At 55.6% G+C, this 26,929-nt stretch carries 29 protein-coding genes; 15 read left to right on the top strand and 14 right to left on the bottom strand.

The window, feature by feature from the left end; all coding sequences use genetic code 11:
- Window positions 1-132 precede the first annotated feature (132 nt).
- A complete protein-coding gene (gene pyrE / locus I9W95_RS02345) occupies window positions 133-780 on the top strand; it encodes an orotate phosphoribosyltransferase (protein WP_225671445.1) in 648 nt (215 codons plus the stop codon).
- A 2-nt stretch (window positions 781-782) separates the two neighbouring features.
- Window positions 783-1,448 (top strand): hypothetical protein, encoded by a 666-nt coding sequence (locus I9W95_RS02340; protein ID WP_225671443.1) that lies wholly within the window; start codon window positions 783-785, stop codon window positions 1,446-1,448.
- A 52-nt stretch (window positions 1,449-1,500) separates the two neighbouring features.
- Here I9W95_RS02340 and slmA read toward each other — a convergent pair whose 3' ends face one another.
- The 5 genes from slmA to coaBC all read right to left on the bottom strand — a co-directional run bounded on the left by slmA (window position 1,501) and on the right by coaBC (window position 7,418).
- Window positions 1,501-2,118, bottom strand: coding sequence for a nucleoid occlusion factor SlmA (gene slmA, locus I9W95_RS02335; RefSeq protein ID WP_225671441.1), 618 nt, complete (start codon window positions 2,116-2,118; stop codon window positions 1,501-1,503).
- Window positions 2,119-2,129: 11 nt separating this feature from the next.
- A complete protein-coding gene (gene argB, locus I9W95_RS02330) occupies window positions 2,130-3,032 on the bottom strand; it encodes an acetylglutamate kinase (RefSeq protein WP_225671439.1) in 903 nt (300 codons plus the stop codon).
- Window positions 3,033-3,143: 111 nt separating this feature from the next.
- Window positions 3,144-5,633: a phosphomannomutase/phosphoglucomutase gene (locus I9W95_RS02325; RefSeq protein ID WP_225671437.1), complete on the bottom strand. Its 2,490-nt coding sequence runs from the start codon at window positions 5,631-5,633 to the stop codon at window positions 3,144-3,146.
- An 85-nt stretch (window positions 5,634-5,718) separates the two neighbouring features.
- Window positions 5,719-6,174 carry a dUTP diphosphatase gene (gene dut / locus I9W95_RS02320; RefSeq protein WP_225671435.1) on the bottom strand — a complete coding sequence of 152 codons (456 nt, stop codon included), beginning with the start codon at window positions 6,172-6,174 and terminating at the stop codon, window positions 5,719-5,721.
- Between the two features lie 8 nt (window positions 6,175-6,182).
- Window positions 6,183-7,418: a bifunctional phosphopantothenoylcysteine decarboxylase/phosphopantothenate--cysteine ligase CoaBC gene (coaBC, locus tag I9W95_RS02315; protein ID WP_225671433.1), complete on the bottom strand. Its 1,236-nt coding sequence runs from the start codon at window positions 7,416-7,418 to the stop codon at window positions 6,183-6,185.
- A gap of 117 nt (window positions 7,419-7,535) precedes the next feature.
- On the opposite strand from coaBC, the gene radC reads away from it, so the two are divergent.
- From radC to I9W95_RS02290, 5 genes are all read left to right on the top strand, one after another.
- Window positions 7,536-8,210: a RadC family protein gene (radC, locus tag I9W95_RS02310; RefSeq protein WP_225671431.1), complete on the top strand. Its 675-nt coding sequence runs from the start codon at window positions 7,536-7,538 to the stop codon at window positions 8,208-8,210.
- Window positions 8,211-8,400: 190 nt separating this feature from the next.
- Window positions 8,401-8,637 (top strand): 50S ribosomal protein L28, encoded by a 237-nt coding sequence (gene rpmB / locus I9W95_RS02305; protein WP_225671429.1) that lies wholly within the window; start codon window positions 8,401-8,403, stop codon window positions 8,635-8,637.
- 11 nt (window positions 8,638-8,648) lie between these two features.
- On the top strand, window positions 8,649-8,807 hold the full coding sequence (rpmG, locus tag I9W95_RS02300) for a 50S ribosomal protein L33 (protein ID WP_225671427.1): 159 nt from the start codon (window positions 8,649-8,651) through the stop codon (window positions 8,805-8,807).
- 172 nt (window positions 8,808-8,979) lie between these two features.
- Entirely contained in the window at window positions 8,980-9,789 is an 810-nt protein-coding gene (gene mutM, locus I9W95_RS02295; protein WP_225671425.1) for a bifunctional DNA-formamidopyrimidine glycosylase/DNA-(apurinic or apyrimidinic site) lyase, read from the top strand.
- 109 nt (window positions 9,790-9,898) lie between these two features.
- Window positions 9,899-10,726, top strand: coding sequence for an outer membrane beta-barrel protein (locus tag I9W95_RS02290; RefSeq protein WP_225671423.1), 828 nt, complete (start codon window positions 9,899-9,901; stop codon window positions 10,724-10,726).
- Window positions 10,727-10,783: 57 nt separating this feature from the next.
- Here I9W95_RS02290 and elyC read toward each other — a convergent pair whose 3' ends face one another.
- The 7 genes from elyC to I9W95_RS02255 form a co-directional block, all read right to left on the bottom strand.
- The gene (gene elyC, locus I9W95_RS02285; protein WP_225671421.1) at window positions 10,784-11,518 is read right to left on the bottom strand and encodes an envelope biogenesis factor ElyC; all 735 of its coding nucleotides are present in this window, start codon (window positions 11,516-11,518) and stop codon (window positions 10,784-10,786) included.
- A complete protein-coding gene (ggt, locus tag I9W95_RS02280) occupies window positions 11,515-13,212 on the bottom strand; it encodes a gamma-glutamyltransferase (protein ID WP_225671419.1) in 1,698 nt (565 codons plus the stop codon). Before ggt ends, elyC begins: the two co-directional genes overlap by 4 nt.
- A 75-nt stretch (window positions 13,213-13,287) precedes the next feature.
- The gene (locus I9W95_RS02275; RefSeq protein ID WP_225671417.1) at window positions 13,288-13,545 is read right to left on the bottom strand and encodes a YfhL family 4Fe-4S dicluster ferredoxin; all 258 of its coding nucleotides are present in this window, start codon (window positions 13,543-13,545) and stop codon (window positions 13,288-13,290) included.
- A gap of 21 nt (window positions 13,546-13,566) precedes the next feature.
- Window positions 13,567-14,046 (bottom strand): pantetheine-phosphate adenylyltransferase, encoded by a 480-nt coding sequence (gene coaD / locus I9W95_RS02270; RefSeq protein WP_225671415.1) that lies wholly within the window; start codon window positions 14,044-14,046, stop codon window positions 13,567-13,569.
- Window positions 14,047-14,373: 327 nt separating this feature from the next.
- A complete protein-coding gene (locus tag I9W95_RS02265) occupies window positions 14,374-16,017 on the bottom strand; it encodes a GMC family oxidoreductase (protein ID WP_225671413.1) in 1,644 nt (547 codons plus the stop codon).
- 23 nt (window positions 16,018-16,040) lie between these two features.
- Entirely contained in the window at window positions 16,041-16,547 is a 507-nt protein-coding gene (locus I9W95_RS02260) for a hypothetical protein (protein WP_225671411.1), read from the bottom strand.
- Window positions 16,548-16,588: 41 nt separating this feature from the next.
- Window positions 16,589-18,031, bottom strand: coding sequence for a coniferyl aldehyde dehydrogenase (locus I9W95_RS02255; protein WP_225671409.1), 1,443 nt, complete (start codon window positions 18,029-18,031; stop codon window positions 16,589-16,591).
- A gap of 172 nt (window positions 18,032-18,203) precedes the next feature.
- On the opposite strand from I9W95_RS02255, the gene I9W95_RS02250 reads away from it, so the two are divergent.
- The gene (locus I9W95_RS02250; RefSeq protein WP_225671407.1) at window positions 18,204-18,863 is read left to right on the top strand and encodes a TetR/AcrR family transcriptional regulator; all 660 of its coding nucleotides are present in this window, start codon (window positions 18,204-18,206) and stop codon (window positions 18,861-18,863) included.
- Complete coding sequence (locus tag I9W95_RS02245; RefSeq protein ID WP_225671405.1) at window positions 18,811-19,884, top strand: DUF3080 family protein; 1,074 nt, start codon at window positions 18,811-18,813, stop codon at window positions 19,882-19,884. Before I9W95_RS02250 ends, I9W95_RS02245 begins: the two co-directional genes overlap by 53 nt.
- Window positions 19,885-19,886: 2 nt before the next feature.
- Here the strand turns inward: I9W95_RS02245 and rsmD are convergent, their stop codons facing one another.
- Both rsmD and I9W95_RS02235 read right to left on the bottom strand, forming a co-directional pair.
- Complete coding sequence (gene rsmD, locus I9W95_RS02240) at window positions 19,887-20,438, bottom strand: 16S rRNA (guanine(966)-N(2))-methyltransferase RsmD (RefSeq protein WP_225671403.1); 552 nt, start codon at window positions 20,436-20,438, stop codon at window positions 19,887-19,889.
- Window positions 20,431-21,207 carry a hypothetical protein gene (locus tag I9W95_RS02235; protein ID WP_225671401.1) on the bottom strand — a complete coding sequence of 259 codons (777 nt, stop codon included), beginning with the start codon at window positions 21,205-21,207 and terminating at the stop codon, window positions 20,431-20,433. The genes rsmD and I9W95_RS02235 overlap by 8 nt, the downstream gene beginning before the upstream one ends.
- Window positions 21,208-21,384: 177 nt before the next feature.
- Here I9W95_RS02235 and ftsY point away from each other — a divergent pair, with 177 nt between their 5' ends.
- The 6 genes from ftsY (at window position 21,385) to lysA (ending at window position 26,928) form a co-directional block, all read left to right on the top strand.
- The gene (gene ftsY, locus I9W95_RS02230; protein WP_225671399.1) at window positions 21,385-22,635 is read left to right on the top strand and encodes a signal recognition particle-docking protein FtsY; all 1,251 of its coding nucleotides are present in this window, start codon (window positions 21,385-21,387) and stop codon (window positions 22,633-22,635) included.
- A gap of 66 nt (window positions 22,636-22,701) precedes the next feature.
- Window positions 22,702-23,385 (top strand): cell division ATP-binding protein FtsE, encoded by a 684-nt coding sequence (ftsE, locus tag I9W95_RS02225; RefSeq protein WP_225671474.1) that lies wholly within the window; start codon window positions 22,702-22,704, stop codon window positions 23,383-23,385.
- On the top strand, window positions 23,378-24,358 hold the full coding sequence (gene ftsX, locus I9W95_RS02220; RefSeq protein ID WP_225671397.1) for a permease-like cell division protein FtsX: 981 nt from the start codon (window positions 23,378-23,380) through the stop codon (window positions 24,356-24,358). The genes ftsE and ftsX overlap by 8 nt, the downstream gene beginning before the upstream one ends.
- A 210-nt stretch (window positions 24,359-24,568) precedes the next feature.
- The gene (rpoH, locus tag I9W95_RS02215) at window positions 24,569-25,438 is read left to right on the top strand and encodes an RNA polymerase sigma factor RpoH (RefSeq protein WP_225671395.1); all 870 of its coding nucleotides are present in this window, start codon (window positions 24,569-24,571) and stop codon (window positions 25,436-25,438) included.
- 111 nt (window positions 25,439-25,549) lie between these two features.
- A complete protein-coding gene (gene lptM, locus I9W95_RS02210) occupies window positions 25,550-25,678 on the top strand; it encodes an LPS translocon maturation chaperone LptM (RefSeq protein ID WP_225671393.1) in 129 nt (42 codons plus the stop codon).
- On the top strand, window positions 25,678-26,928 hold the full coding sequence (lysA, locus tag I9W95_RS02205; protein WP_225671390.1) for a diaminopimelate decarboxylase: 1,251 nt from the start codon (window positions 25,678-25,680) through the stop codon (window positions 26,926-26,928). The genes lptM and lysA overlap by 1 nt, the downstream gene beginning before the upstream one ends.
- Window position 26,929 lies beyond the last annotated feature (1 nt).

The following is a 26,929-nucleotide window of genomic DNA, read 5'->3' as shown; positions in this document are numbered from 1 at the left end:
AGCGTGTATCATACCCCATCCTCAGGAAAGCGGGTAAATCTGGCAGGAAGCACCCGGAACAATTATGCCCGGTACACAGAACAGTATAGGTAAGTTCTGCCAGCGTGCCGGAGCCAGTCATTCAGGTATCGTATGCAAGCCTATCAGAAAGAATTTATTGAATTTGCCATCGCTCAGGGTGTTCTGCGTTTTGGTGAGTTCACTCTCAAATCCGGGCGTGTCAGCCCATATTTCTTCAATGCTGGTCTGTTTAACTCCGGTGGTGCGCTGGCCAAACTGAGCCGTTTCTATGCCGCGGCGCTGGAAGACTCTGGCGTTGAGTATGATGTGGTATTTGGCCCGGCCTACAAAGGTATCCCTCTGGCGGCGACAATGGCCGTGGCTCTGGCGGATCAGTATGGCAAAGACATGCCATACGTGTTTAACCGCAAAGAAGCCAAAACCCACGGTGAAGGCGGTAATCTGGTGGGTGCACCGCTGCAGGGACGTGTGCTGATTGTTGATGATGTGATCACTGCCGGTACGGCGATTCGTGAAGTGATGACTATGATTAATAATGCCGAAGGTGCTACGCCTGCTGCGGCACTTATTGCCCTCGACCGCCAGGAAAAAGGTCAGGGTGAGTTGTCTGCTATTCAGGAGGTTGAGCGTGACTTCGGCATGAAGGTGATCAGCATTGTGGGACTGAACCAGGTGCTGGATTACGTGTCTGAACAGCCTGAGCTGAAGCAGTACGCAGCAGCAATCAGTGCTTATCGGGATCAATACGGAGTTTCCTGAATATGAAATCGGCGCTCGGCCTGTTGGCAGTCCTGGGGCTTTTGCTCTCTTCTGTCAGCCATGCCAGTAAACTGTACCGCTTCAACGTCGACGGCAAGGTCGTGATCAAGGATCACGTGCCGGCAGAATACAGTCATCTTGGTTATGAGGTGCTGAACGGTCAGGGTATGGTCATTCGCTCGGTCGAGCGTGCGCCGACGGCAGAGGAACTGGCGCAGCGTCGTGCTGAAGAAGCGGCAAAGAAAGCCCGCCAGGAAGCCATCAGCAATCAGCGTCGCAAAGATATGGATCTGTTGCGGCTGTACGCCAAGCCGGAAGACGTCGAGCGAGCGCGTCAGCGTAAGGCCGATGAAATTGAATCCTACATTCAGTTGCAGCGCCGTCGTATCACCGACCTTGAGGATAAGCTGGAAAAAGCTCAGGGCAGAGCGGCTAACTTCGAGCGTCGTGGTAAGGAAGTTCCGGCTGATATGCGTCTTGAGATTGTGCAGTTGCAGAACGGTATTCGCGATTCAGAAGACAACATCAAGGCTCGTCAGCAAGAGAAAGTGGAGATAACCCGCGAGTTTGCTGACCAGTATGAACGCGTGCGTATTATGCAGGTGTATCCACCGGGCACGCTGGATGAAGACGTTGATCTGGATAAAGTTGATCAGGCGTTTAACTGACACAAAAAAGCCGGCATTCAGCCGGCTTTTTTGTGTCTGTCAGTTCTGGAGATCAGGCCAGAGAGGTCAGATTTTTTTCACGCAGTAATGTTGGCGCCAGCATCTGCCATTGCTCATCCCAGTACTGGGTTGGCAGGGCGGCAAACTCGCTGCGTACGTACTGGCGGATGCGTCCTTCCAGTACCGCGGTCAGCAGGTTGGCTGCAGCACTTGCGGTTTGTTGTGGCACTTTGCCTTCGCGCATTTCAGCTTCACGCAGAATCTGTTTGCACTGGGTTTCGATGCGTTCGAAGAACTGGTGTATGCGCTGGCGCAGACGTTCCGTTTCGCCGGACAGCGCATCGCCAGACAGCAGGCGACACATGCCAGGGTTCTTTTCAGCAAAGGTCAGCACCAGCGTCAGTGTTTTCTCGCAGCGCGCTTCGGCACTGTCGAAATCCTGCAGGATGCGTGTTACCCGGGTAAAGATCGTTTCTTCGATAAAGCTGATCAGTCCTTCAAACATTTTCGCCTTGGACGGAAAATGCCGGTACAGCGCGGCTTCAGAGACGCCCACCGCTTTGGCCAGGCTGGCAGTGGTTATGCGGGCTCCCGGATTGGTTTCCAGCATATGTGCCAGCGCCTGCAGAATCTGATCACGGCGGGACATTTTTTCTGAGTTGTCGCTCATGCGTGTCTCCGTCAGCTGCGGCGGTTAGTGATCAGGGTACCAACACCCTCATCGGTAAACAGCTCGAGCAGTGTGGAGTGAGCAACACGACCGTCGATAATGTGAGCACTGGTCACGCCGGAATGCACCGCGTCCAGAGCACACTGAATTTTCGGCAGCATACCGCCGTAGATGGTGCCATCGGCAATCAGGTCATCTACTTGCTGAGTGGTCAGGCCGGTCAGAACCTTGCCTTCCTTATCCATCAGGCCGGGGATGTTGGTCAGCAGAATCAGCTTTTCGGCACGCAGAACTTCAGCCACTTTTCCGGCTACCAGGTCAGCGTTAATGTTGTATGAGGAGCCATCTTCACCGACACCAATGGGTGCAATCACCGGAATGAAGTCACTGTGTGTCAGCATGTCCAGCACCTGAGTATTGATGCGTGATACTTCGCCAACGTGACCAATGTCGATGATTTCAGGCTTTTCCAGCTCCGGAGAACTCTTGGTTACGTGCAGTTTGCGCGCATGCAGCAGCTGGCCGTCTTTACCGGTCAGACCGATGGCTTTACCGCCGTTCTGGTTGATCAGGTTGACGATGTCTTTGTTTACCAGGCCGCCCAGTACCATCTCAACCACGTCCATGGTTTCGGTGGTGGTGACGCGCATACCGTTTACGAAACGGCTTTCGATGTTCAGTTTTTCCAGCAGTTCGCCAATCTGTGGACCGCCGCCATGAACCACAATCGGGTTAATACCAACCAGTTTGAGCATCACCATGTCGCGCGCGAAGCTGTTCTTCAGCTCTTCGTCGATCATGGCATTGCCGCCGTATTTCACGACGATGGTCTTGCCGACGAAGCGTTGCAGATAAGGAAGGGCTTCACTGAGTACCTTGGTGGCATTCACAGCGCTTTCACGCGTCAGTGGCATGGCATGGCTCCTTGCTGAGCAGAGTTGAACATGGACAGGAGAAGAACTCTCATTGGGGGCGCATTATAACGTTATCCTCGCGGCGCCCGCCAATGAGAATTGAGCAGAAGGTCAGAACGGAACCTTGAGTTCCGGCGCGTGACGGGTAAGTGCCTGCTTCATTCGTAGCTGCAGACGCTGAATTGCCGCGTCGTCATTTCCGGCAAAGCGCAGGGTCAGGCGTGGGGTTGTGTTTGACGCCCGTACCAGACCCCAGGCATCACTGAATTCGATGCGCAGTCCGTCAATCGGCAGGACCCGAGCCCCTTCCGTAAGCTCGCTGTCTGCCGCCAGTTCTGAGATCAGACTGAATTTGCGCACGTCGTCGGTATCAATATTGATTTCCGCCGTGCTGACATCTTCAGGCAAGGCTGCAAAGACTTCGCTGACGCTGTCACTGTGCTGGCTGAGAATTTCCAGCAGACGAGCGGCCGTATAGAGACCATCGTCGAAGCCGTACCAGCGGTCGGCAATGTAGAAATGACCACTGAACTCGCCACCGATTACTGCATTGGATGCGTGCATCTTCTGCTTCATCAGTGAATGGCCGGTTTTCCACATGGTCGGACGACCACCATGACGACTGATCAGTGCTGCCAGATGGCGTGACGACTTAACATCGTAGATGACGTCGCGGCCAGGATTACGTGGCAGCACGTCTTCTGCGAGCAACATCAGCATACGATCCGGCCAGATGATCTTACCGAGGTTATCCACCAGATAAACCCGATCACCGTCACCATCCAGCGCCAGTCCCAGATCTGCACCCTGAGCTACCACTGCGTCCTGCAGTGCCTTCAGATTGGCAGGTTCGGATGGGTCGGGATGATGATTCGGGAAAGAACCATCGACATCGCAGTACAGGCACTCTGCTTCGACATGCAGTTGCTCGAGCAAGCGTTGCATCAATGGCCCGGCAATGCCGTTACCGGTATCGACCACCACTTTCAGGTCGCGGCTGATCTGGATATCACCTTCAATGCGTTCGATGTAGTCATCTTCGATATTGCGCTCTTCCACCTGGCCCAGGCCTTTCGGCAGGTCCTGGCGGGCAATACGGTGGTACAGTGCCATCAGCGCGTCCTGCGCCAGTGGTTGCTGATCAATAACGACCTTAAGGCCATTGAACTCCGCCGGGTTATGGCTGCCGGTAACGACCACACCACAGGGGGTATCCAGCTGATGGGTGGCGTAGTACAGCAAGCCGGTAGGCTGAGCGCCGAGGTGGATGATGTCACAGCCGGCATCGGTAACCCCGCGGCTGACCTCGGACGCCAGTTCCGGGCTGGAATGACGCCCATCCCAGGCCAGGCTGAGCTTACTGAAACCACGTTCTTTGATTTCTGCGCCAATCGCGCGGCCTATCCAGTAGCAACTCTCTGTGGTCAGATCCTGGCCAACGACCCCGCGGATGTCGTAGGCGCGGAAGATGCCCGGACTGATGGCCGGTATATCTTCATGATCCAGTTCTTCTACCATCAGCCCAGAGAGTGGCTCCTGTGCAGTAGCTTTACGAGGTGTTGCGACCTTGCGTGGCTGCTGCAGAGATATGTCCATTCGTTCTCTCTGGGCTGGTGACTTTCCCGCATCGGACGATGCCAGCGGGCGCATGGTATTCATCAGGTGCTGCATGGCGTCAGCTACTTCATGAAATACCTGCAGGGTAAACTGTGGTCGTTCATCGATGCCTTTGCGGCTCAGTGTGCGAACGTAAGTCAGCAGCTTCAGCTGATTGCGCAGGATGTCCCGCTTCTGCATACCCACCATCAGGAATAGTCCCAGCAGCGTTGCAATCAGCACCACAATCCACGGCGTCACCAGTGGCACAAGACTGAGCTGCGGGCGCTCGTCGGCGGCCACATAGGTCAGGTACCAGTAGTCGTTGATGGGTTGGGTGACCACGGTGCCCTGACGCTTGGGAGTGTTGCCCATGCGAAAGATTTCCAGCCCCGAGGTGCGGTCGTTGCCAACAAACTGGTTGACCACCACCTGGCCCATATTGCGGGTAGTGGCATTCTGGAACTGTGCCAGCCAGCCGGAGCCGTATTCTGCCAGCAGGACTCCAACGATGCGCTTCATGTCGTTGCGGATCGGCGAAGCCCAGAAAAAGTGCAGTTCGCCATCCCGCATCACCGCTTCCATACGCATGTCGGCACCATTCAGCGTGCGACTGACCAGTTCCTGAACGGCATAACCATGAGTCAGCTGCAGTCCCATCGCATCACTGCGTCGGATCAGTTTCAGGCTGGTGACACCTGGCAGGAACTGGCGCAGGGTTGAACGCCACTGGACGTCATTCATCTCCAGTGCCTGAACTGTGAGCGGGTGATTACTGGCGGCGCTTTGCAGTCGACGGGTATCGTCAAGACGGGTTCGTAATGCATGGCTCATCTGTTCGGCCATGGCTTCGGTGAAGGCCCGGTCGACATCCGACTGGGTGAACAGGTTGACCTGAAGACTCTGGACCGCCATCCCGCCTGTTATGAATAACAGCGCCAGCCAGATGGTAATCCGGCTGTACATGATGATGGTCCGCTTCGGGGCGCGGGCATTGGCGCTCATAAAGCTTCCTTTCTCGGAAGGCGCAGTAATGCCTTTCTCTGCGCCGGATTATTGTTATATCCCGGGTCTTTAAACCGCCTCGGGCTTAGCCACGTCCGGTATGGCCAAAGCCACCGGCGCCGCGTTCGGTTTCCTTAAATTCTTCAACGATACTGAACTCTGCCTGCACCACAGGTACCAGCACCAGCTGCGCGATGCGCTCACCAATATCGATGGTGAAACTGTCTTTGCCCCGGTTCCAGCAGCTGACCATCAGCTGGCCCTGATAGTCGGAGTCGATCAGCCCGACCAGATTGCCCAGTACGATACCGTGCTTATGGCCCAGCCCTGAACGCGGCAGAATCATGGCTGCCAGCGATGGGTCTTCGATGTAGATGGCCATGCCGGTAGGAATCAGCTGGGTTTCACCAGGATGCAGAGTCAGTGGTGCATCGAGACAGGCACGCAGGTCCAGACCAGCAGATCCGGTGGTTGCGTATTCTGGCATCGGGATGCTGTTGCCCAGACGTTCATCGAGCAGTTTTACCTGTAACTTTTGCATTTTGTTCCTTATTCGGCCTCTGACCGGGGGTTGTCATTGTAGTGCTGATAGCGGTGTGCAATCAGTTCAATCAGTTCGATAGCCAGGCCGGTTTTGCTCCTTGGTGCAAAGCTCTGCTGGTTTTCATTCCAGAACACAGACACAGCGTTCATATCACTGTTAAAGCCAATGTCGTTGCGGGATACATCGTTGGCAACGATCATGTCGAGTTTCTTGGCAACCAGTTTGCCTCTGGCATAACTGTCTACATCCTGTGTCTCGGCGGCAAAACCAACCGTAAATGGACGCTGTTCATGAGCGGCGATAGTGGCCACTACGTCCGGGTTTTTAATCAGCGTCAGTTCAACGGTTTCGCCACTCTTTTTGATTTTCTGGGCTTCTGGCGATAACGGGCGATAGTCGGCAACGGCGGCGCTGGCGATAAAAATATCGCAGTGACCCATGCGTGCCAGCGAGGCCTCCAGCATATCGCGGGCGCTGACAACATCGATTACCTGTACACGTTCCGGTGCTGGCAGGTTCACCGGGCCACTGATCAGAGTGACCTGGGCTCCGGCATCGCGCGCCGCTTCGGCCAGCGCGTATCCCATTTTTCCGGAGCTGTGATTAGAAATATAGCGCACAGGATCAATTGCTTCCCGTGTCGGACCGGCGGTAATTACCACACGGGCGCCCGTCAGTGAGCCGCTCTCAAATAAGCTGGCTGCGCGCTCTGCAATGTCCGCTGGCTCAAGCATGCGTCCCGGGCCTGTGTCGCCGCAGGCCTGACCGCCTTCGGCCGGGCCAAACATGAACAGTTTGCTGCCTTTAAGGTCGATCAGACGACCGATGTTGGCCTGAGTAATCGGATCGAGCCACATGGCCTGATTCATGGCTGGCGCCAGTGCCAGCGGCGCTTCAGTGGCCAGACTGATGGTGGTCAGCAGGTCGTCGCCCATGCCCTGGGTCAGGCGCGCGATAAAATTTGCCGACGCCGGGGCGACCAGCATCAGGTCTGCCCACTTCGCCAGCTCGATGTGCCCCATACCAGCTTCAGCATCAGAATCGAGTAATTCATGGTGTACCGGATTGCCGGACAGAGCCTGCAATGTAAGCGGTGTAATGAATTCCATCGCGCCATTGGTCATCACCACGCGCACATCGGCGCCGGCTTTTTTCAGAAAACGGACCAGTTCTGCAGATTTGTAGGCGGCGATACCGCCGGTGATTCCGAGGAGAATGCGTTTGTTTGTGAGCTGTTGCATGGCGGCTTTCGGGCTGACTAGAATGCTTCTGAGTATAAAGGGAAGTTATACGAAATTCAGCAGAGGGTGCTAACTGTAAAAAGTGCGCCTTCTGCAGCGCTGTGACAGGGAGGTTACATGGCGATTACGGATTGGCCTGCGGAGGAGCGTCCGCGTGAAAAGCTGCTTAGCCGCGGCGCACAGCAATTGTCCGACGCGGAACTACTGGCGATTTTTTTGCGTACCGGTGTTAAAGGAAAGAGTGCGGTAGATCTGGCGCGAGACCTGCTCGTCGATTTTGGCAGTTTGCGTGGCCTGTTGACTGCTGATCAGCAAGCTTTCTGTCAGCCGCTGGGCCTGGGTAGCGCCAAATATGCGCAGCTGCAGGCGGTGCTGGAAATGGCTCGCCGTCATCTTGCGGAAGAGTTACAACGCACCGATGCACTGACCAGCCCTGAACTGACCCGGCGTTTTCTGCAGGCGCAGATGCGCGACCTCAGTCACGAGGTATTTGCCTGTCTGTTTCTGGATAGTCAGCATCGGGTACTCAAATATCAGGAATTATTCCGCGGCACCATTGATGGCGCTGCCGTGTACCCGCGCGAGGTGCTGAAGCAGGCACTGGCTCAGGGTGCTGCGGCCGTAATCCTGGCGCACAATCATCCGTCCGGGGTCGCTGAGCCCAGTCAGGCCGACAGGGCAATAACTGATCGATTGCAGCAGGCGCTGGGGCTGGTCGATATACGGGTGCTGGATCATCTTGTAATAGGAGATGGCTATGCAGTTTCCTTCGCTGAACGAGGATGGCTATAAGAAGGCACTCAACAGCGGCTTATTCGTATAAAAAACGACCTTTCGCTTGCGGCCTGTCAGGTGTTTTGGTATAAAGCGCAGCTCATTTCAGCCAGGGTCGTCCAAGGTCATCCTAACAAGGTGACTAACGCCCACGGTTGGTAACGAATTTACAGATTTCGATACAGTTAAGAATCGGGGCGAAGATCAAATGTCTAAGGTTTGCCAAGTTACAGGCAAAGGTCCTGTAGTAGGAAACAACGTTTCCCACTCCAACATCAAAACCAAGCGCCGTTTTCTGCCTAACCTGCAATACCATCGTTTTTGGGTAGAGAGCGAAAACCGTTTTGTACGTCTGCGTATTTCCACTAAGGGTATGCGCATCATCGATAAGAAAGGTATCGATGCAGTACTGGCCGAGCTGCGTGCACGCGGCGAGAAAGTCTAAGGAGACCAGTTATGCCACGCGATAAGATCCGTCTTGTGTCCAGTGCCGGTACCGGTCACTTCTACACTACAGACAAAAACAAGCGTAACATGCCAGAAAAATTCGAGATCAAAAAATTTGATCCGGTTGTTCGCAAGCACGTTATGTACAAAGAAGCCAAGATCAAGTAATTGATTCCGGTTTCTTGAAAAACCCGGCTCCGGCCGGGTTTTTTTATGGCTGAATGTAAGTCGGACGCCGGACGCCGGACGCCGGACGCCGGACGCCTGATGCCTGCTTGTCATTTTCAGCTGATCCCTAATAATCCACGTCAGTATTCATAGTCCTGAAACGGCGGATGTTATGCCTGAGTTACCGGAAGTCGAAACCACCAAGCGTGGTATTGAGCCCTGGCTGAAAGATCAGATCATCAGCAAAATCATTGTGCGTCAGCCTAAGTTGCGCTGGCCGGTAAGTGACGAGATCCACTCTCTGGAAGGCGAGAAGGTTGTTTCGCTGAGTCGTCGCGCAAAATACATTCTGGTTGAAACGGCGAAAGGTACGGCCATCTGGCATCTCGGCATGTCGGGGTCATTGCGGCTGGTGGAAGCCAGCGAGGATCCCGGCGGTCATGATCATATCGACTGGCAGCTCTCGAATGGTAAGGTGCTGCGTTATCACGACCCGCGCCGCTTCGGAGCCTTGTTATGGGTTGCACCGGGTGCGGACAGTGAACATCTGACCCATCTCGGCCCTGAGCCTCTGTCGGATGCTTTCGATGCGGCTTATCTGTTCCAGCGCTCGCGTGGTAAGAGTCAGGCGATTAAGACTTTTATCATGGACGGCAAAGTCGTGGTTGGGGTCGGCAATATCTACGCTAATGAAAGTTTGTTCAAAGCGGGTATTCGTCCGCAGACCGCGGCGGGCAAAATCAGTAAGCAGCGCTATGAGCGGCTGGTGGCAGAAATTAAGACGGTACTGGCGGCGGCAATCGAACAGGGTGGAACGACATTGCGCGACTTTGTTGGCGGTGATGGCAAACCTGGTTATTTTGCCCAGCAGTTGTTTGTATACGGACGCGGCGGACAGCCATGTAAGTTCTGCAATACGACCCTGAAGGAAATCCGTCAGGGGCAGCGCGCGACAGTTTACTGCCCATCCTGCCAGCGATAAGGCAATTAGCTTGCAGGAACCAGACGTGGTGCACAGACAGCCCCGTGACCTTATGCACAGGTGCTGATATATTCAGACTATTCACATTTGCATATTAAGAGGAAGGACAATGCAACTGATGACGGCATTACGGAACCCACTGAAGATTGCAGTGGCTACTGCGTTGCTGGGCGTTAGCTCCCTCGCCAGCGCAGAAAGGATTGATGAGACGCCAAGCGCCGGTGCAATGGTCGCCGATGCCGTGGTGGCACGTCCTCTGTACTTTGTACTTTCTCAGGCCGGCGCGCTGGTGTATGGCGCCACTCTGCCATTTACCCTGCTGGGTGGAAATGCGGACGAAGCGGCTGAAGCTCTGGTGGTAACGCCACTGCAGGCGGCCTTTGTCCGTTGCCTCGGCTGCGGCAAAATCGAAAACGAAGTTGGCAACCTGCGTGAAGGCGACGGCAAGGACATCCGCAACTTTGTGATGCTCAGTGGTGGTGTTGCCAATCTGGATGCCGGCGATGAATCGGGCACTGGTCCGGATTACGGTGTTTATCTGGGTACTCATTTTGAGCTGAGCGACGAGAGCCGCTTTGATGTGATGATCGGTGGCCGTTATCTGGGCGATATTGAGCTGGATGACTTAACGCCGACCACCACAACGACCGCTAAGTCCTATCAGATTGTTTCGCGCTTTGGCCGTGAAATATTCGGCGGTATGGATCTGATGTTTAAGCTGGGCCTGCATCACTGGACGGCAGAAACCGATGTTGATGGTGGTGCCACCACGAATTCATCCGGCAACGACTTCCTCTGGGGTGTTGGTGTGGACGGTGACCTGGGTGACAGCTTCCGCGTTGGTCTGGAATACACCAGCTACAAACTGGAAGATACCGACAAAAACTTTGATGTCAGCCTCGATGCGCTGGATCTGAACATCAGCTATATGTTCTGAGACCCGGCATCAGGGTTATCGCAACGGGAGGTTCCGCCAGGGCCTCCCGTTTTTGTTTCAGGGTTTAACCGCCTGCCACAGTCTGCCCAGCGTTTCATACATAGCGCGCTCGCTCTTGTACGCGGCAGAAGCCTCAATACGCCAGTCCGAATGCTCAGCACTGAATTTTACTGCCGGTGCAGCAATGGGGGAGAGCCCCTGTTTTGTGAAAAACATCATCGCACGTGGCAGATGGGAGGCTTCACTGACCAGTGCAAACGGCTCTGATCCCAGTAGCGGGGCCATTAACTGAGCTTCTTCCTCGGTATCGCGTGCGGCCGGGAAGGTTTTGATGCTTGCCGCATCGACACCCATGGCAATGGCGATGTCCGCCATCACATCCGCATGAGCGCGTGAATCACTGCCGGCATAGCCAGATACAAACAACCGTGCCTGTGGGTTGGCAGCCAGAATACGCAGGCCTTCGGTGAGGCGAAACAGCGACGACGAACACAGCTGTGCCGCTGCCGGAACCTGATCAGATGAGTGATGACAGCCGCCCAGTACCACCACGGTGGCGACTGGTTGCTGAATATTGAATAGCGGGAAGTCGTCCTCAAAGGGCGCCAGCAGTTGATCGGCAACAGGATGCCAGCTGGTGGCGGCCAGCCAGATTGTCGACAGCAGGATGAGTCCTTTGCCAGCGAATGGCCGACGGCGCATCAGCAGCAGCCCGCAAATCAGGCCGATAAGGGTTAGCGGAATTGGCATCAGCAGCATGCCGATCACTTTTTTCAGATAGAACAGAATCATAAGGGCTCAATACTGGCTTGACCGATGGCGCGTGGATCTGAGGCGGCGCTGACCTGCCGGCTCTCGTGATCCCAGAGGATGGCCTGCATGTTGCCGTAGCGGCGGCCGACATCCTTTAACTGATGACCCAGAGCCTGCAGAGCTGCTTTTTCCTCACTACTGAACGTATCCGGTTCGTGCTGAATCACATCCGGTAAATACTGGTGGTGAAAACGCTTGCGGCTAACCCAGTCATCAACCGGTTTATCCTGCAAATGTTCGAGTGTGCCCAGCAACACCATGGTAATGATACGGCTGCCTCCGGGGGTACCGATAACGGCTGTTTGCTGCGGTGAACGAACGATGGTCGGTGTCATACTCGATAATGGCCGTTTACCCGGAGCGATCGCATTGGCTTCGTTGCCGGTCAGTCCGTAGGCGTTGGCGGCGCCGGGCGCGGCAGAAAAGTCGTCCATTTCATTGTTCAGTAAAATGCCGGTGCCTGCGGCGGTAAAGGCGGAGCCGAATGGCAGGTTGATGCTCAGTGTGGCTGACACCATGTTGCCCGCCTGATCTATGACTGACAGATGCGTGGTGTGAAAACCCTCAGAAATATTGGCCGGGCCTTTCAGGCTGAGACTTGGTGTCGCCTGGTCCATGCGCACACTACTGAGCCATTGCGCATTGTGCTGTTCTGATATCAGTTGCTCGGTCGGTACGTCGACAAAATCCGGGTCACCAAGGAACCGGGCACGATCGTGGTAGGCACGGCGCATGATCTCAACCAGCAGATGGGTTTGCGCAATGTTATCCAGTGTCCGCCAGTGAGTCTGACTGAGCATGTTCAGCATCTGGATCAGCGCGATGCCACCGGATGAGGGCGGGGGAGCGCTGATGACTTCGGTGTTGCCAAAACGGACGCGCAAGGGCTCGCGCTCAATGACCTGATAGCTTCTCAGGTCTTCAGTCTGCCAGTCGCCGCCGTGCTGTTTTACGGCTTTCAGCAGGCGCTGTGCGGTTTCTCCGTTGTAAAAGCCATCGTGCCCGTGCTTTGCCAGGCGCTGCAGCGTCGCGGCCAGATCCGGCTGCCGCAGAATATAGCCTTGCTGAGGAATCTCATTGTTATCAAGAAAAACAGAGGCACTGTGGGGATAGCGCCGCACCGCCTGCAGGCGATAGTTCATCAGCATGCGGTAGTGGTCATCGACGGCGAAGCCGTTCTGCGCCTGGTCAATTGCGGCTTGCAGAGTGCGCGCCAGTGGCAGCGTACCGTAGTGACTGGCGATATGAGCAAAAGCGGCTGCCTGACCGGGAATAGCCGCAGCACCGGGGCCGTTGACTGCGCGGTCGCGATCAACCGTGCCGTCGTCATTAAGGTAGTAGTCGCGGTGAGCGGCCAGTGGCGCTTTTTCCCGCGCATCGATAAAGCGATATTTTTTCTGCTGGGCATCGTATAGCAGCCAGAATCCACCGCCGCCCAGACCTGCACTGTAGGGTTCAACCACACCGAGACTGGCAGCAACGGCGATGGCGGCATCGAAGGCATTACCACCTTCGCGCAGCACTGCCATGCCGGCTTCGGTCGCGGCTGGATGGGCACTGGCAATGGCACTTTGTGCTGGCGTGTTGCTGATGCTATCCGGCGTTGTCTGGCTGCAGGCACCAAGCCAGAGGGTGAGCGTGAGTGCTGTCAGATGTCGCCATGCTGCGGACATAAAAAAGGCCTCCGTGTCAGGAGGCCTTAGTGTGTGGCAGTGCTCTCTCAGGTGCAACCGCCTGCGAAACCGGCATCAGGCGATTTTTTTGCCTGTCAGCTTTTCGTATTTCGCTTCCAGTTCTTCCTGGGTTTCCATGTTGTTGTCATCCTGTGGGATGCAGTCAACCGGACATACCAGCTGGCACTGTGGCTCATCGTAGTGACCTACGCACTCGGTGCATTTAGCCGGATCGATGACGTAGATTTCCTCACCAGCAGAAATCGCTTCGTTAGGACATTCTGGTTCACATACATCACAGTTGATGCATTCGTCAGTAATAATCAGAGCCATGACTTACCTCCGTCAGGGACGTTATTGGGCGACGCACTTCTTCAGGGCACTAGCAACTTCCGGATGTACGAAATTGCTGACATCGCCACCGAGGGATGCGATCTCTCTCACAAGGGTAGATGAAATATAAGAATACTTTTCTGCTGGCGTCAGGAACATGCTCTCAACGTTCGGCGCCAGTACGCGGTTCATGTTGGCCAGTTGGAATTCGTATTCGAAATCCGATACCGCACGCAAACCACGCAGAATCACATTAGCGTTTTTCTCACGGACAAAATCCGCGAGCAGGTTATCAAACCCAACGACTTCAACGTTCGCCAGATGACCCAATACTTTATTGGCCAGATCAACGCGTGATTCCAGCTCCAGCATTGGTTTCTTTTTCGGGTTTGATGCCACCGCCACAATGATGTGATCGAACATCCGGGCCGCACGCTCCACCAGATCGGTGTGGCCGTTGGTGATCGGATCGAAGGTTCCCGGGTAAACAACAATGTTCATAGCAAGACCTGTTCAAGGGCGGTTAGAGCGGCGCATAGTAAACAAAACACAGATCGCTGCCAATTAAATGGCAAAGATATCTATATGAGTTCCGGGCTATATTGCCTTATATCAAAGCCTGCTATCACTGAAATAAGAAGTATTCTTATATCTGCGCATTACACAGCTATTAATATATGGCCTGACAGGGATTCCAGTGTCAGCCCGCGCGCTCCAGCCGCTATTATCGTTATAACTCGGGCGCGATTATATTCCTTTTATAGATATAGGTGTTCGGTAATATAAAACAGGCGGGAGAACCCCGCCTGTTCTGCTCAGTGCGAGGGATCAGGCTTTGCCCTGAGCGCTTCTGAGTTTTTCCACCAGTGCATTAGCCTGTTTGCAGGCCATGCCGTAGATCGAAAGTTGCGGATTGGCACCAATACTGGTCGGGAAGGCTGAGCCATCAAACACGTACAGGTTGTCTAGGTAGTGATATTTACCGTCACTGTCGACCATGCACTTGTTCTTGTCTTCACCCATCGCCAGACCCCCCATGCAGTGAGCAGAACCTGCGGTAAAGGCATTGGAGCGGAACTCCAGCGCATTAATGCCTTTCTGCGCTTCTTCCCAGCTGTGATACCAGGGTGCATCCACATGCGAAGGACGAACCGCTTTGGCACCGGCGGCAAACTGAATTTCTGCCATGGTCAGCCATGAGCGGCGCACACCATCCCACAGGTAATCGTTGATTTCGTAATCGACAATCGGCGTGCCGTCGCCAGCAAGCTCAATGCTGCCGCCTTCACTCTGCGGGTGAAAACCATCACGCAGTAACGCGATCATGGCGTGCAGGTTTGGCAGTTTTTCCATATCGGCGAAGTTCTTATGGCCATGACCCATTAGCAGCACGGAGGTCAGCCCCGGATGCAGTGGCGGTACTTCGAGTTTATAGCCAGCCTTACCACTCACTTCCAGCCACTGAAAATGGTCGGAGTAGATGGACTGTGGCGCGCCGTAATAGGGGTCAATCAACTGATCAAATTCGGCGAAGCAGAAGGTGGTCGGGTGGAAGAAGGTACGCTTACCGATACGCTTCTGCGGGTCGGGTGCACCGGAGCGTAACAGTAATGCCGGACCGTTAATGGCGCCGCAGGCCATGACGACATGCGGGGCACGCGCCAGCAGCATTTTACCACTTGGCTGATAGTCTTTATCCAGCGCCGTGATTTCGACCCCTGCGACTTTACTGCCTTCAAAAATCAGGCGTTCAGCACGGGCGCTGTAAACCAGTTGCGACTGGTTGTTCAACGCTTCCGGAATAGTGGTAACCAGCATCGATTGCTTGGCGTTGGTCGGACAACCGGTACCGCAGAAGCCCAGGTTCCAGCAGCCTGCTACGTTGCGCGGAATCTGGTGCCAGTCGATACCCAGCTTGGTCGCACCACGCGCCAGAACGGAGTTGTTTTCGTTTGGCTGCACCTGCCACGGAGCCACGTTAAGGCGCTCTTCCATGCGTTCGAACCAGGGGGCCATGTCATCTTTACTGAAGCCCGCGACCTTGAATTCATCCGCCCAGTAATTCAGGGTTGGTTCCGGTGTACGGAAACTGGACGTCCAGTTAATCACCGTGGTTCCACCCACGCAGCGGCCCTGCAGGATCGACATGGCGCCGTCCTTACTCATGCGGCCTGCACTTTCCTGATACAGGTCGCGGTATGCTTCGCGCTCATCCATGCGGAAGTCATTGGTGCTTTTCAGCGGGCCTTCTTCCAGCATCAGTACGCGAAAACCGGCTTTCGACAGGATTTCAGCGGAGGTGCCGCCGCCGGCGCCGGTGCCAATAATAATGACATCGGCTTCCAGCAGGGTGCCATCGGCAAGATCGGTCGACTCATGGACGTTCCAGCCGTTGCTGATACCTTCCAGAATCGGGTCGGAGATGCCAGCCACCACAGGCACATGAGGCTGACGTTGTTCTGTATTCTGCATGTTTATTCTCTCTGTAATGGTGCTCAGGCCGGGATTTTCTTCGGTGGTCCCGGATAGCCGGTGGTGACAAAGGTTTCAGGCTGGCTGTACCAGCACATGGTCAGCAGCTTACAGAGAGAGCCGTAGCCCATACGTTTGAGCTGGATACTGCTGCTTTTCCAGTCCTGCATAAAGGCATCAATGTCGGCATGGGACACCTTTTCCCAGTCGGCCCATGGTGCCCCCATAGCGGCGCGCAGTGGTGCCACCTGCATGACATCAAGCAGCATCAGCAGCTGGCTCTGGGCATAGTCCTGCAGGGTGCCGATCAGGCGGTCAAGGCTGTGCAGAAGGCGTTCGGGAGCCTGCTCGCCCAGGGTTCCCGGATAGCTCTGGTCGAGCACTACCGGGGCAATGGCACGGAAGAAACGAACGTCGCCTTCGCGCAATACTTTATAACCGCTGGCGGCAGGTGCTTTGCTGCAACCGGTCAGTGCAGCAAGCGATCCACCCACAGTCAGGGCGGCAGCTGAGGCGGTGCCCAGCTGCATAAACCCGCGTCTTGTTGTTGTTATTTTCAGCATGTCAGGTCTCAGCGGATGAAGATTTTTTTGATCAGAGACTGGATAGCACCACCGTATGGCGGGTAGATGAACTGGCCACTGTTGAATTTGCCTTTACGGTGTACCGCTTTGGCTTTAGACAGTGCAACGAAGCCTTCCTTGCCGTGGTAGTGACCCATGCCGGATGGGCCGACGCCACCGAATGGCATGTCATCCTGGGCGATGTGCATCAGGGTGTCGTTAATGGATACACCACCGGCGTGAGTGCGTTCCAGAATTTTCTTCTGCTGGCCTTTGTCGTAGCTGAAAAAGTACAGCGCCAGCGGACGATCGCGATCGTTAACGTAGTCGATGGCATCGTCCAGCGAACGGTATGGCACCACCGGCAGAATCGGGCCGAACAGTTCTTCCTGCATCACCTTCATGTCAGCACTGCCGTTCTGCACAATGTGCAGTGGCATTTTGCGGGTGCCGGAGAAGTCTTCATTGGCTGGGTTTACCACCGTGATGTCGGCACCTTTCTCTTTCGCATCGGCAACCCAGGATTGCAGACGCTGGAACTGTCGCTCGTTGACCACGGCGGTGTAGTCGTCATTGTCGCGAACTCTCGGGTACATGTGTGCGAAGGTGGCTTTATAGGTATCAATAAACGCCTGTTGCTGGCCCTCTGGCAGCAGAATGTAGTCCGGTGCAATACAGGTCTGACCGGCATTCAGTGACTTACCAAAACAGATGCGCTCGACTGCGTCTTTGAGGTTGGCACCCGGAGCAATAATCGCCGGTGACTTACCGCCCAGTTCCAGCGTAACCGGTGTCAGGTTTTTCGCTGCTGCCGCCATCACGATCTTGCCGACGGCGGTTGAACCGGTGAACACCAGGTGGTCCCATGGCAGTTCGGCAAAGGCTGACGAAACTTCCACTTCACCTTCGATCACGGCTACCTGCTGTTCACTGAAAATACTGGCCAGCATTTTCTGCAGCACTTTGTTGGTGGCTGGAGTGAATTCCGACATTTTGATCATGGCGCGGTTACCGGCGGACAGTGCCGTCGCCAGCGGCAGGATCGCCAGCTGAATCGGATAGTTCCATGGCACCATAATGCCGACCACGCCCAGTGGCTGGTACATCACATGGTTGTGGGACGGTGCAAACAGCATGCTCACCTGGCGACGTGACGGTTTCATCCAGCCTTTCAGGTGTTTGATGGCGTAGTCGATACCGTGTACGGAAGTCATGATCTCGGCGATCTGGGTTTCATCTTTCGAACGGCAGCTGAAATCCTGATTTACGGCGGTCGCCAGCTCGTCCTGATAGCTGAGTACGGCTTCTTTCAGGCGTTTAAGATCGGCAATACGCTCGCTGGCCTGCAGCATCGGATGCTGGCGAAACGCCTGCTGCTGTTGCTGGAACAGGGATGTCATGCGCGCCAGCTCCTGATCAGGAGCGTGAATGCTGGTTACGGTAGCGACCATATCGGAATCCTCAGCTGGGGGTGTTATCCGGAAAAATCTGGGTTAGAGTAATTATTCTAATTATGTCTAGAGTGTTTACTCTAAAAGATTTCGAGTCAAGGTCAATGACGGATGTGTGGCATTTGCGGCCAGCTGTATGACTTTGTTCCACAACCGGCGATAATGCGCAGCTATGAGCACAAAAGACCGAATTTTAGACGCCAGTCTGCAACTGTTTAATGAGCAGGGTGAGCGCAAAGTAACGACCAATCACATCGCTGCCCATCTGGGCATTTCGCCAGGTAACCTGTATTACCATTTCAAGAACAAGCAGGGCATTATTTTCGCTCTGTTTGAACGCTATGAGGCAAGGGTGCTGAATATTCTGCAGGTGCCGACCGATCGTGCGCTGCAACCACTGGATAAGCTGAATTATCTGCAGGGTGTATTTAATGGGCTGTGGGACTACCGTTTCATGCACCGTGATATGGAGCACCTGCTGCTGGCGGATGCCGAACTGCATGCCCGCTATCGCGATTTTTTTCGTCTTTGCCTGCAGCGGGTAGAGGCGATTTTTACCGGTCTGGAAAAGGCTGGAATTATTGCTGCCAGTGAGGAAGACATTGCCGGACTGGCGCTGAATACCTGGATTGTGGTGACCTCCTGGTTCTCTTTCCTGCGCTGCAACCTGCTGAATGACGAAGCGGATGCTATCTCGCCGGAATTACTGCAGGGTGGTATTTATCAGGTGTTCGCTCTGGAGCGGCCGTACCTCACAGCCGAGTATCAGGATGTGATGAATGAACTGCAACGTCGCTATATGCCACGGCCGGCCTGGCTGGCCAGCCGCTGACGCAGCCCTTTTTCTGTTTCTTGCCGCACTCCTGTGCGGCTGCACAAAGAGCCCGACCGACCAGCTGCAGGATTATCAGCAGCGGGTTGCGCGGGTGTTAGAGCTCAGTCCTGCCACCTCTGCCTCGCCGCCACGGGTAAACCGCGCTGCCGCGGTGCATAACCGTCTGCCCTTGCCCGACTCGGCACTCAATCTGCTGGAATATCTGTCGCTGTCTGAATGCCGAATGGCGGCGGCCGTCAGTGAAAAAAACACCTCGCTGGCGAAAGTTGCAGCTGCCAGTCAGACGCTGCCGTATGAGCTGGATATTCTGCGTTATGGCCCGCAATGCGTGCAGACACTGCGCGCTCAGGATGCCGCGCTTGCGGATAAACTGGCGCAGGCGCTGGCCAGTAAGAAGGCCGCACGTATGCACTACTGGTGGAACGCCTGGTTTAGTGGACTTGAATGGCAGGCTTTTACTGCAACGGCAGCAGCGCCTCTCGACTGGCAGGACGCGGATGATGCGCATCTGCAGCATGGTCTGGAGGCACTCGATTACGCGCTGGCGCAAGGTCTGGCGATTGAACGTCTGCAGTGGCCGACAACCAGTGCTATGGAAGCCCGGTTGCAGGCTTTGCTGTTGTCGGAAAGTGCCGGCCGCTGGTTAGCCAGTCAGTGGCTGCTGACCCGAACTCTTAATGATGTTGCCGCGCTTTTACAGCAGCGCCAGCAGCAACGGCCTTTGTGCCCGATGGGGCGGCGAACGCCAAAGGCCGAGATTCTGAATAATGTGTTTGTGAAAATTTATGCTGCGCGGGTGCAACCTTATCTGGCTCGCACCGACCGTGCGGGTCGACAGTTGCTGGAACGTCTGACGGTTATTGAGCAACGTATGCAGGGGACGGTGTTACCGCCAGCGTTTACACAATGGCTGGCGGCGGTGCATCAGGCGCGCGCGGCTTTTCTGGCCGCGAATCAGCGTCATATTCAGGCCTGGCAGGCAACGTTGCGCGCCTGCGAACTGATGCCGGGCGGTTGACCTCAGGCCAGTACCTGAAACAGACGGAAGGTGAATTCCTTGGTCGTCTTGTTTTTCTTTTCCGCCCAGTTAGCAGGAAATTGCGGCTTCAGCGTGGCTTCGTGCTCAATGTAAATCAGCGCACCGGGCAACAATTCCAGTTTGTCGATGGCTGGCTGCAGCAGGTCTTTGTGAAAAGGCGGATCGAGGAATACCAGATCAAAAGGCTCCGGGTTCTGCTCCATCCACAGCAGTGCATCCCCTGCCCATACCTGGGCATTGTGTGCTTCCAGTAGCTTCAGATTGTCCTTTATCTGCAGTGCAGCGCTGGCGTTCTTTTCCAGAAATATCACTTCTTTGGCACCGCGTGACAGCGCCTCAAAACCCAGTGCCCCGCTGCCGGCAAAGGCATCAAGAATGCGCGCGCCTTCGACGTCAAACTGCAGCCAGTTGAAAACGGTTTCACGTACCCGGTCCAGGGTCGGGCGCAGGCCATCCACGGCAGGAAAGCGCAGTCGGCGTGAACGCCATTGACCACCAATAATACGCAGCTGGTGGGAGGCATGTTTACTCATTCGGGGAACCCTGTTGTGACGGCAGGCAATGCATTGCCTCGGTTACTTCGGTTTTCTGGGCATCGGCCAGCGACTGATACAGTGCCTGGTAGGTGCCATCGGGCAGGCGATGGTAGGCAAGATCGGCCTGAATGTCGATCAGCCCCTGTTCATCCTGCCACTGGCGGCGCAATTCACGGCTGCGTTGCAGGCGCCAGTCCGCCCACTCTGTACGGGCCGGCGGCGAGAGTGTTTCGGCCTGGCTCCGGGTTAGTTGTGCCAGTTTGTACCATGGCAATGACAACTGATCGGCCAGCCACAAAGCACCTGCGCTGTGCTGACGCAGACAGCTGTCCCAGTGTTGGCGCGACCCATTGCCGCCATGCAGTTGTTGCTGCTGAATCACCAGCGCTGCCATCGCCTGCTGCTCGGATACTGGCCACGGACCGCTGATTACGACAGCTGCGGCTTCTTCTTTGCCGGGCAAGGACGCGAGTTGTGGCCGTAAAGCATCGGCCCAGTTGCTGGCAGGCAGAAACAACGGCTGGCTCTTCTGCTGGCCACGCAGCAACAGCCAGCCGCCATCGGTGTTGCCTCCGGCGCGTAGCAGGACGCTGACTCCTTCGTTGTTTGTCCAGTACGTCCATTCGCCACTGTTGAGTGACGGTAGTTGCAGAGGCTCCAGTGGTTCGTTTTCGATATCTTTCTGTGACAGGTGAATCCAGCTGATCAGCAGCAGACAGACGATGATAATTATGTTCAGCGCGGTACGACTTAATCCATGCAACATGGTGAAAACACCTCCGGTGGCTGTGATCAGGCAGTCATGCGCGATTCCTGCCGAATGATGGTAGGATAGCGGGCGGATACCGCCAGAGAAAATACCATGGCTGCTGCAGTTCGTTGCAGCGCGTTCACATTTCCCGGCCGGTGCGTTGTTATCCCCGATTGGATTTCTGAGTAACCGATGTTCGATTTTTTTAAGCGCAAGAAGAAAACGCAGGAAACCGCTGAGGCTGAAGAGCAGCTAGCGGAGCAGGCGCAAAGCAGTGAAGTTGCTGACCCTGAAGACACCTCCGTTGAGGAAGTGGCCATTGCTGAAGCTGCCGTGGTCGCTGAGCCAGCGGCAGACCTTGAACCTGAACCAGAGCAAGCGCTCGCTGAAGAGGCCGAAGAAACGCCTCAGCCTGAAGTGGCAGAAGAGGCAGCGGTTGCCAGCGAAGCGCCGGCACTCAGTGCTGAGCTGGCTGCGGTAAAAGATAAGCCGCTGGATAATCAGGACAGTAAAAAGCCGGGCTTTTTCGCCCGTATTCGTCAGGGACTGAGCAAAACCCGCAGCGGTCTGACCGATGGTCTGGCCAATCTGCTGCTGGGCAAAAAAGAAATTGATGAAGATCTGCTGGAAGAGCTGGAAACCCAGTTGATCATGGCGGATGTGGGCGTTGAAGCGACCCAGAGCATCATGCAGCGTCTGACGGATCGTGTGTCACGCAAAGAGCTGAAAGACTCTGATGCGCTGTACGAAGCGCTGATCTCCGAATTGCAGGACACCCTGAATGCCGTGCAGGCACCGCTGGAAATCGATGCCAGCCACAAGCCGTACGTGATCCTGATGGTTGGTATTAATGGTGTGGGTAAAACCACCACCATCGGTAAGCTGGCCAAGCAGTTTCAGAGTCAGGGTAAGAGTGTCATGCTGGCTGCTGGTGATACCTTCCGTGCGGCGGCTGTTGAGCAGCTGCAGGTATGGGGCGAGCGCAATAATGTGCCGGTGATTGCGCAGCATACCGGTGCCGACTCGGCATCCGTATTGTTCGATGCGCTGCAAGCGGCGCAGGCACGTAAGGCTGACATCCTGATTGCCGATACGGCTGGCCGACTGCACAACAAAGACAACCTGATGCAGGAACTGGAAAAGGTTGTGCGGGTCATGAAGAAACTGGATGACAGTGCACCGCATGAAGTGATGCTGGTACTGGATGCCGGTACCGGTCAGAACGCCATTAATCAGGCGAAACAGTTCCAGCAGGCGGTGGGCGTAACAGGCCTTACCCTGACCAAACTCGATGGCACCGCCAAGGGCGGTATTATTTTCGCGCTGGCGCAGCAGTTTGGTCTGCCGGTGCGTTACATTGGTGTCGGCGAAGGCATCGATGATCTGCGAACATTTAACGCGGAAGAATTCACTCGCGCACTGTTTCAGCGTGAAGCCGAATAACGGCGGATAAACCGCCGCATAAGAAGAACAGCGAGGACAGCGGGCACCATGAGTACAGGCAACCCCATGGTACGGTTTGACCGGGTCAGCAAGCGCTACCCGGGCGGCAAGGAAGCACTGAGCGGCGTCAGCTTTGAACTTGATCGCGGTGAATTTGCCTTTCTCACCGGACACAGTGGTGCCGGAAAAAGTACCCTGCTGAAACTGATGATGCAGATGGAACACCCGAGCCGTGGTCAGGTGTTTGTCGATGGTCTTAACCTCGGCAAGCTGCGCGCCGGTCAGGTGCCTTACCTGCGCCGCAAAATCGGTGTGGTGTTTCAGAATCACCAACTGCTGTTTGACCGCAGCGTCTACGACAATATTGCCCTGCCTTTACAGATTGCCGGTTACACCCCGGCGGAAGCTGGCCGCCGGGTGCGTGCTGCGCTCGACTCAGTCGGCCTGCTGGGTATGGAAAAACGCAATCCGATTGAACTCTCCGGTGGTGAACAACAACGTGTGGGCATCGCCCGTGCCGTTGTTAATAAACCACCGCTGCTGCTGGCGGATGAACCGACCGGTAACCTCGATCCGGAGCTGTCGGCCGAAATCATGAATCTGTTTATGCGCTTTCAGCAGGTGGGCGTTACCGTGCTGATTGCCACCCACGATATCGCACTGGTGGAACGCCTCGGCCATCGCCGTCTGATTCTCGATCACGGTCAGCTGCACGAAGACGCACTGATCGCCGGAGGTCAGTATGTCTGATAACCGTCAGCCTAAAACCGCTGCCACTGGCGCTTCGCTGCAGTCCGTTGATACCCGTAAACAACTCAGTGCCTGGGCTGCCAACCATCAGCTGGTGGCGGTGGAAACGCTCATCCGGTTGCTGGCCAACCCGCTGGGTAGTCTGTTGACCTGGATGGTGATCGCCATCGCTCTGACTCTGCCTGGTGCGCTGTGGATGGCGCTGGATAATATGGAACAGCTCAGTGGCCGCTTTCAGGAATCCGGCCGCATCACCCTGTACCTGTTACCGGGAACGGAAGTCGAGCAGGCGCAGCAGCTGGAACGTCGTATTCAGACGCTGGATTCCGTCAGCAGCACTGAACTGATTGATGCTGATATGGCGCTGGATGATTTTCGTGCCAACAGCGGTTTGCAGGCAGCGCTGGAATTTCTGCCAGAAAACCCACTGCCATCGGTCATTCTTGTGGAGCCGCCACTGGGTGTGAGTCAGCAGCAACTGTCCGTGCTGGTGGGGAAACTGCAGAATTATCAGCTGGTGGATTCGGTACAGCTGGATATGGCCTGGGTCGAACGTCTGCTGGCGATGCTGGCACTGGCTGAGCGCCTGATCTGGGTGCTGGGGCTGTTACTGGCGCTGGCTATTCTGCTGGTGGTCGGCAACACCATACGTTTGGCTATTGCCGCGCGGGTGGATGAAATCCGTGTGGTAAAACTGGTGGGCGGTACCAATGCCTGGGTGCGCCGTCCGTTTCTGTATACCGGTTTGTGGTACGGCATGGTGGGCGGTCTGCTGGCCTGGCTGATGCTGATTATCTGCTGGCTGTTGCTTAATGGCCCGGTCTCCAATCTGGCGGATCTGTACGGTTCCGGCTTTGAACTGAAGCCACTGTCGGCGACTGCGGCACTGTCGTTACTGTTGTCGGCTATGCTACTCGGCTGGCTTGGTGCCTGGTGGTCGGTGAGCCGCCATCTCGATCAGATCGAACCCTGATTGCTGTTTATCGGCCTGATGCTGTGGGCTCAGGCCGCCTTATAACCGCCATCGGCGGACCTCAGAAAGCGGCATTATGTCGGTGTTAAGTCAGGAATGTATTGTTCCGTAAAGGAACTTAATTGGCCGTTGGATGTCATATCCTGCAGGTGCTACACTCATTCGCGTTCGGGCGGATAGTGAGCCCGATTGGCAATTCAGGAGTGTTCGATGAACAAAGGTTTACAAGCCGTTAATGCACTGAGCCCGGGAGCGAATCTCGAAGCCTATGTCGCGACGGTGAACTCGATTCCCGTGCTGACGCCGGAAGAAGAGCGTGAGCTGGCGGAACGACTCCATTATCACGAAGATCTGGAGGCAGCACGCCGTCTGGTTATGTCGCACATGCGCTTTGTGGTTCATATTGCCCGCAGCTATTCCGGTTATGGTCTGAATCAGGGTGACCTGATCCAGGAAGGCAACGTGGGACTGATGAAAGCCGTTAAGCGTTTCAACCCGGAAGTGGGTGTGCGTCTGGTTTCATTCGCGGTGCACTGGATCAAAGCGGAGATTCACGAGTTCATTCTGCGTAACTGGCGCATCGTTAAAGTGGCCACTACCAAGGCCCAGCGTAAGCTGTTCTTTAACCTGCGCAGTCAGAAAAAACGTCTTGGCTGGTTGAGCCAGGATGAAGCCCGCTCGATCGCTGAAGATCTGGGCGTGGAAACCAAAACAGTGTTCGAGATGGAAGGTCGCCTGAATGCTCACGATGCGGCATTTGATGCTGGCGTCGATGAAGATGACGACACCGCATGGCAGGCACCAGCCCACTATCTCGAAGACCACAGCCAGGACCCGGCGCGTCTGGTTGAGTCTGATAACTTTGAGCAGGATGCCAACGACCGTTTGCACAATGCACTGTCACAGCTGGATGAGCGCAGCCGCGCGATTCTGCAACAGCGCTGGCTGGCGGAAGAAAAAGCAACCCTGCACGATCTGGCAGCTGTTTATCAGGTGTCCGCTGAGCGTATCCGCCAGCTGGAAAAAAACGCCATGAAAAAGCTGAAAGATGCGATGGGCGGAGCGCTGCTCCCAGCCTGATGCCGAAGCCGCTGAAAAACCGCCGTACTCCGGCGGTTTTTTTATGCCCGGCGTTCGGCAGACAGTGCCCGGGAATCGCCGTATAATGCGCCCAACTGTGGAGGCACCGGTTTGATACAACTCAGAACAGCATTCGTTATTCTTGCAGCGCTGGCCGCACTGACTGCTTGTGGTCAGAAAGGCCCTTTGTATTTGCCCGCTGATGCCCCGGCAACCTCATTTACGGAATCCAACACCTGATGTCGATTTTTACTTATCAGAATGGTGCTCTGCACGCTGAACAGGTATCGCTGGCTGCACTGGCAGAACAGCACGGTACGCCCCTGTACGTATATTCCCGTGCGGCACTGGAACAACATTTTAACGCCTACCGTGATGCGCTGGGCGACTGGCCGCATCTGGTGTGTTACGCCGTTAAAGCTAACTCCAACCTGGCGGTGCTGAATGTACTGGCACAACAGGGTGCTGGTTTCGATATCGTCAGCCAGGGCGAGCTGGAACGGGTTCTGGCTGCCGGTGGCGATGCCAGCAAAGTGGTGTTCTCCGGTGTTGGTAAGCAGGCGGCGGAAATGGCGCGTGCACTGGAAGTGGGTGTGTACTGCTTCAATGTGGAATCTGAAGCTGAGCTGGAACGTCTGAGTGGCGTCGCTACACAGCTGGGCAAAGTGGCGCATGTGTCGCTGCGTGTGAACCCGGATGTGGATGCTAAAACCCACCCGTACATTTCCACCGGCCTGAAAGAAAACAAATTCGGTATCGATATTAACGAAGCGCCGCGCGTGTACGCCAAAGCTGCTTCTCTGCCGGGTCTGGAAGTGAAGGGCGTAGACTGCCATATCGGTAGTCAGCTGACCGAAATCCGTCCGTTCCTGGATGCACTGGATCGTGTACTGGCGCTGGTCGATGGTCTGGCAGAGCAGGGCATCACGATTGAACACCTCGATCTGGGCGGCGGTCTGGGCGTTAAGTACCGTGACGAGACTCCGGCAACGGCCGGCGAATACATCGCCGCCGTAAAAGAGCGTCTGGGTGAACGTCGTTTCAAACTGATTTTTGAGCCGGGTCGTTCCATTGCGGCCAATGCTGGTGTTTTCCTGACCCGCGTTGAGTACCTGAAACTGAATGATCACAAGAACTTCGCCATTATCGACGGCGCCATGAACGACCTGATTCGTCCTGCACTGTACAGCGCCTGGCAGGATATCAAGCCAGTGCAGGAAAGCAGCGATGCACCTGTGCGTAACTACGATCTGGTTGGCCCTGTGTGTGAGACCGGTGATTTCCTGGGTAAAGACCGCGATCTGGCACTGAGTGAAGGTGACGTGCTGGCGGTGATGTCGGCGGGTGCCTACGGTTTCGTGATGGCATCCAACTACAACACTCGCGGCCGTGCCGCAGAAATCATGGTCGACGGTGATCAGGCGCAGGTTGTGCGTGAGCGTGAAAGCGTTGCCAGCCTGTTCGCCGGCGAATCTGTATTCCAGGGCTGAG

Origin of the sequence: Thalassolituus marinus, from assembly GCF_020320395.1 — a bacterium.
Lineage (GTDB): Bacteria > Pseudomonadota > Gammaproteobacteria > Pseudomonadales > Oceanobacteraceae > Venatoribacter > Venatoribacter marinus.
This window is presented reverse-complemented; position numbering and strand designations above follow the sequence as displayed.

Coding starts and splice junctions, on each gene's coding strand:
- rsmD (WP_225671403.1), bottom strand. CDS start 20,438: ATGAGTAAACATGCCTCCCACCAGCTGCGTATTATTGGTGGTCAATGG.
- I9W95_RS02265 (WP_225671413.1), bottom strand. CDS start 16,017: ATGCAGAATACAGAACAACGTCAGCCTCATGTGCCTGTGGTGGCTGGC.
- I9W95_RS02260 (WP_225671411.1), bottom strand. CDS start 16,547: ATGCAGCTGGGCACCGCCTCAGCTGCCGCCCTGACTGTGGGTGGATCG.
- dut (WP_225671435.1), bottom strand. CDS start 6,174: ATGCAAAAGTTACAGGTAAAACTGCTCGATGAACGTCTGGGCAACAGC.
- ftsE (WP_225671474.1), top strand. CDS start 22,702: ATGGTACGGTTTGACCGGGTCAGCAAGCGCTACCCGGGCGGCAAGGAA.
- ftsY (WP_225671399.1), top strand. CDS start 21,385: ATGTTCGATTTTTTTAAGCGCAAGAAGAAAACGCAGGAAACCGCTGAG.
- I9W95_RS02290 (WP_225671423.1), top strand. CDS start 9,899: ATGCAACTGATGACGGCATTACGGAACCCACTGAAGATTGCAGTGGCT.
- I9W95_RS02235 (WP_225671401.1), bottom strand. CDS start 21,207: ATGTTGCATGGATTAAGTCGTACCGCGCTGAACATAATTATCATCGTC.
- I9W95_RS02255 (WP_225671409.1), bottom strand. CDS start 18,031: ATGGTCGCTACCGTAACCAGCATTCACGCTCCTGATCAGGAGCTGGCG.
- lysA (WP_225671390.1), top strand. CDS start 25,678: ATGTCGATTTTTACTTATCAGAATGGTGCTCTGCACGCTGAACAGGTA.
- rpoH (WP_225671395.1), top strand. CDS start 24,569: ATGAACAAAGGTTTACAAGCCGTTAATGCACTGAGCCCGGGAGCGAAT.
- I9W95_RS02245 (WP_225671405.1), top strand. CDS start 18,811: ATGAACTGCAACGTCGCTATATGCCACGGCCGGCCTGGCTGGCCAGCC.
- pyrE (WP_225671445.1), top strand. CDS start 133: ATGCAAGCCTATCAGAAAGAATTTATTGAATTTGCCATCGCTCAGGGT.
- rpmG (WP_225671427.1), top strand. CDS start 8,649: ATGCCACGCGATAAGATCCGTCTTGTGTCCAGTGCCGGTACCGGTCAC.
- I9W95_RS02250 (WP_225671407.1), top strand. CDS start 18,204: ATGAGCACAAAAGACCGAATTTTAGACGCCAGTCTGCAACTGTTTAAT.
- ggt (WP_225671419.1), bottom strand. CDS start 13,212: ATGTCCGCAGCATGGCGACATCTGACAGCACTCACGCTCACCCTCTGG.
- radC (WP_225671431.1), top strand. CDS start 7,536: ATGGCGATTACGGATTGGCCTGCGGAGGAGCGTCCGCGTGAAAAGCTG.
- ftsX (WP_225671397.1), top strand. CDS start 23,378: ATGTCTGATAACCGTCAGCCTAAAACCGCTGCCACTGGCGCTTCGCTG.
- mutM (WP_225671425.1), top strand. CDS start 8,980: ATGCCTGAGTTACCGGAAGTCGAAACCACCAAGCGTGGTATTGAGCCC.
- I9W95_RS02275 (WP_225671417.1), bottom strand. CDS start 13,545: ATGGCTCTGATTATTACTGACGAATGCATCAACTGTGATGTATGTGAA.
- coaD (WP_225671415.1), bottom strand. CDS start 14,046: ATGAACATTGTTGTTTACCCGGGAACCTTCGATCCGATCACCAACGGC.
- elyC (WP_225671421.1), bottom strand. CDS start 11,518: ATGATTCTGTTCTATCTGAAAAAAGTGATCGGCATGCTGCTGATGCCA.
- rpmB (WP_225671429.1), top strand. CDS start 8,401: ATGTCTAAGGTTTGCCAAGTTACAGGCAAAGGTCCTGTAGTAGGAAAC.
- argB (WP_225671439.1), bottom strand. CDS start 3,032: ATGCCACTGACGCGTGAAAGCGCTGTGAATGCCACCAAGGTACTCAGT.
- slmA (WP_225671441.1), bottom strand. CDS start 2,118: ATGAGCGACAACTCAGAAAAAATGTCCCGCCGTGATCAGATTCTGCAG.
- I9W95_RS02340 (WP_225671443.1), top strand. CDS start 783: ATGAAATCGGCGCTCGGCCTGTTGGCAGTCCTGGGGCTTTTGCTCTCT.
- I9W95_RS02325 (WP_225671437.1), bottom strand. CDS start 5,633: ATGAGCGCCAATGCCCGCGCCCCGAAGCGGACCATCATCATGTACAGC.
- coaBC (WP_225671433.1), bottom strand. CDS start 7,418: ATGCAACAGCTCACAAACAAACGCATTCTCCTCGGAATCACCGGCGGT.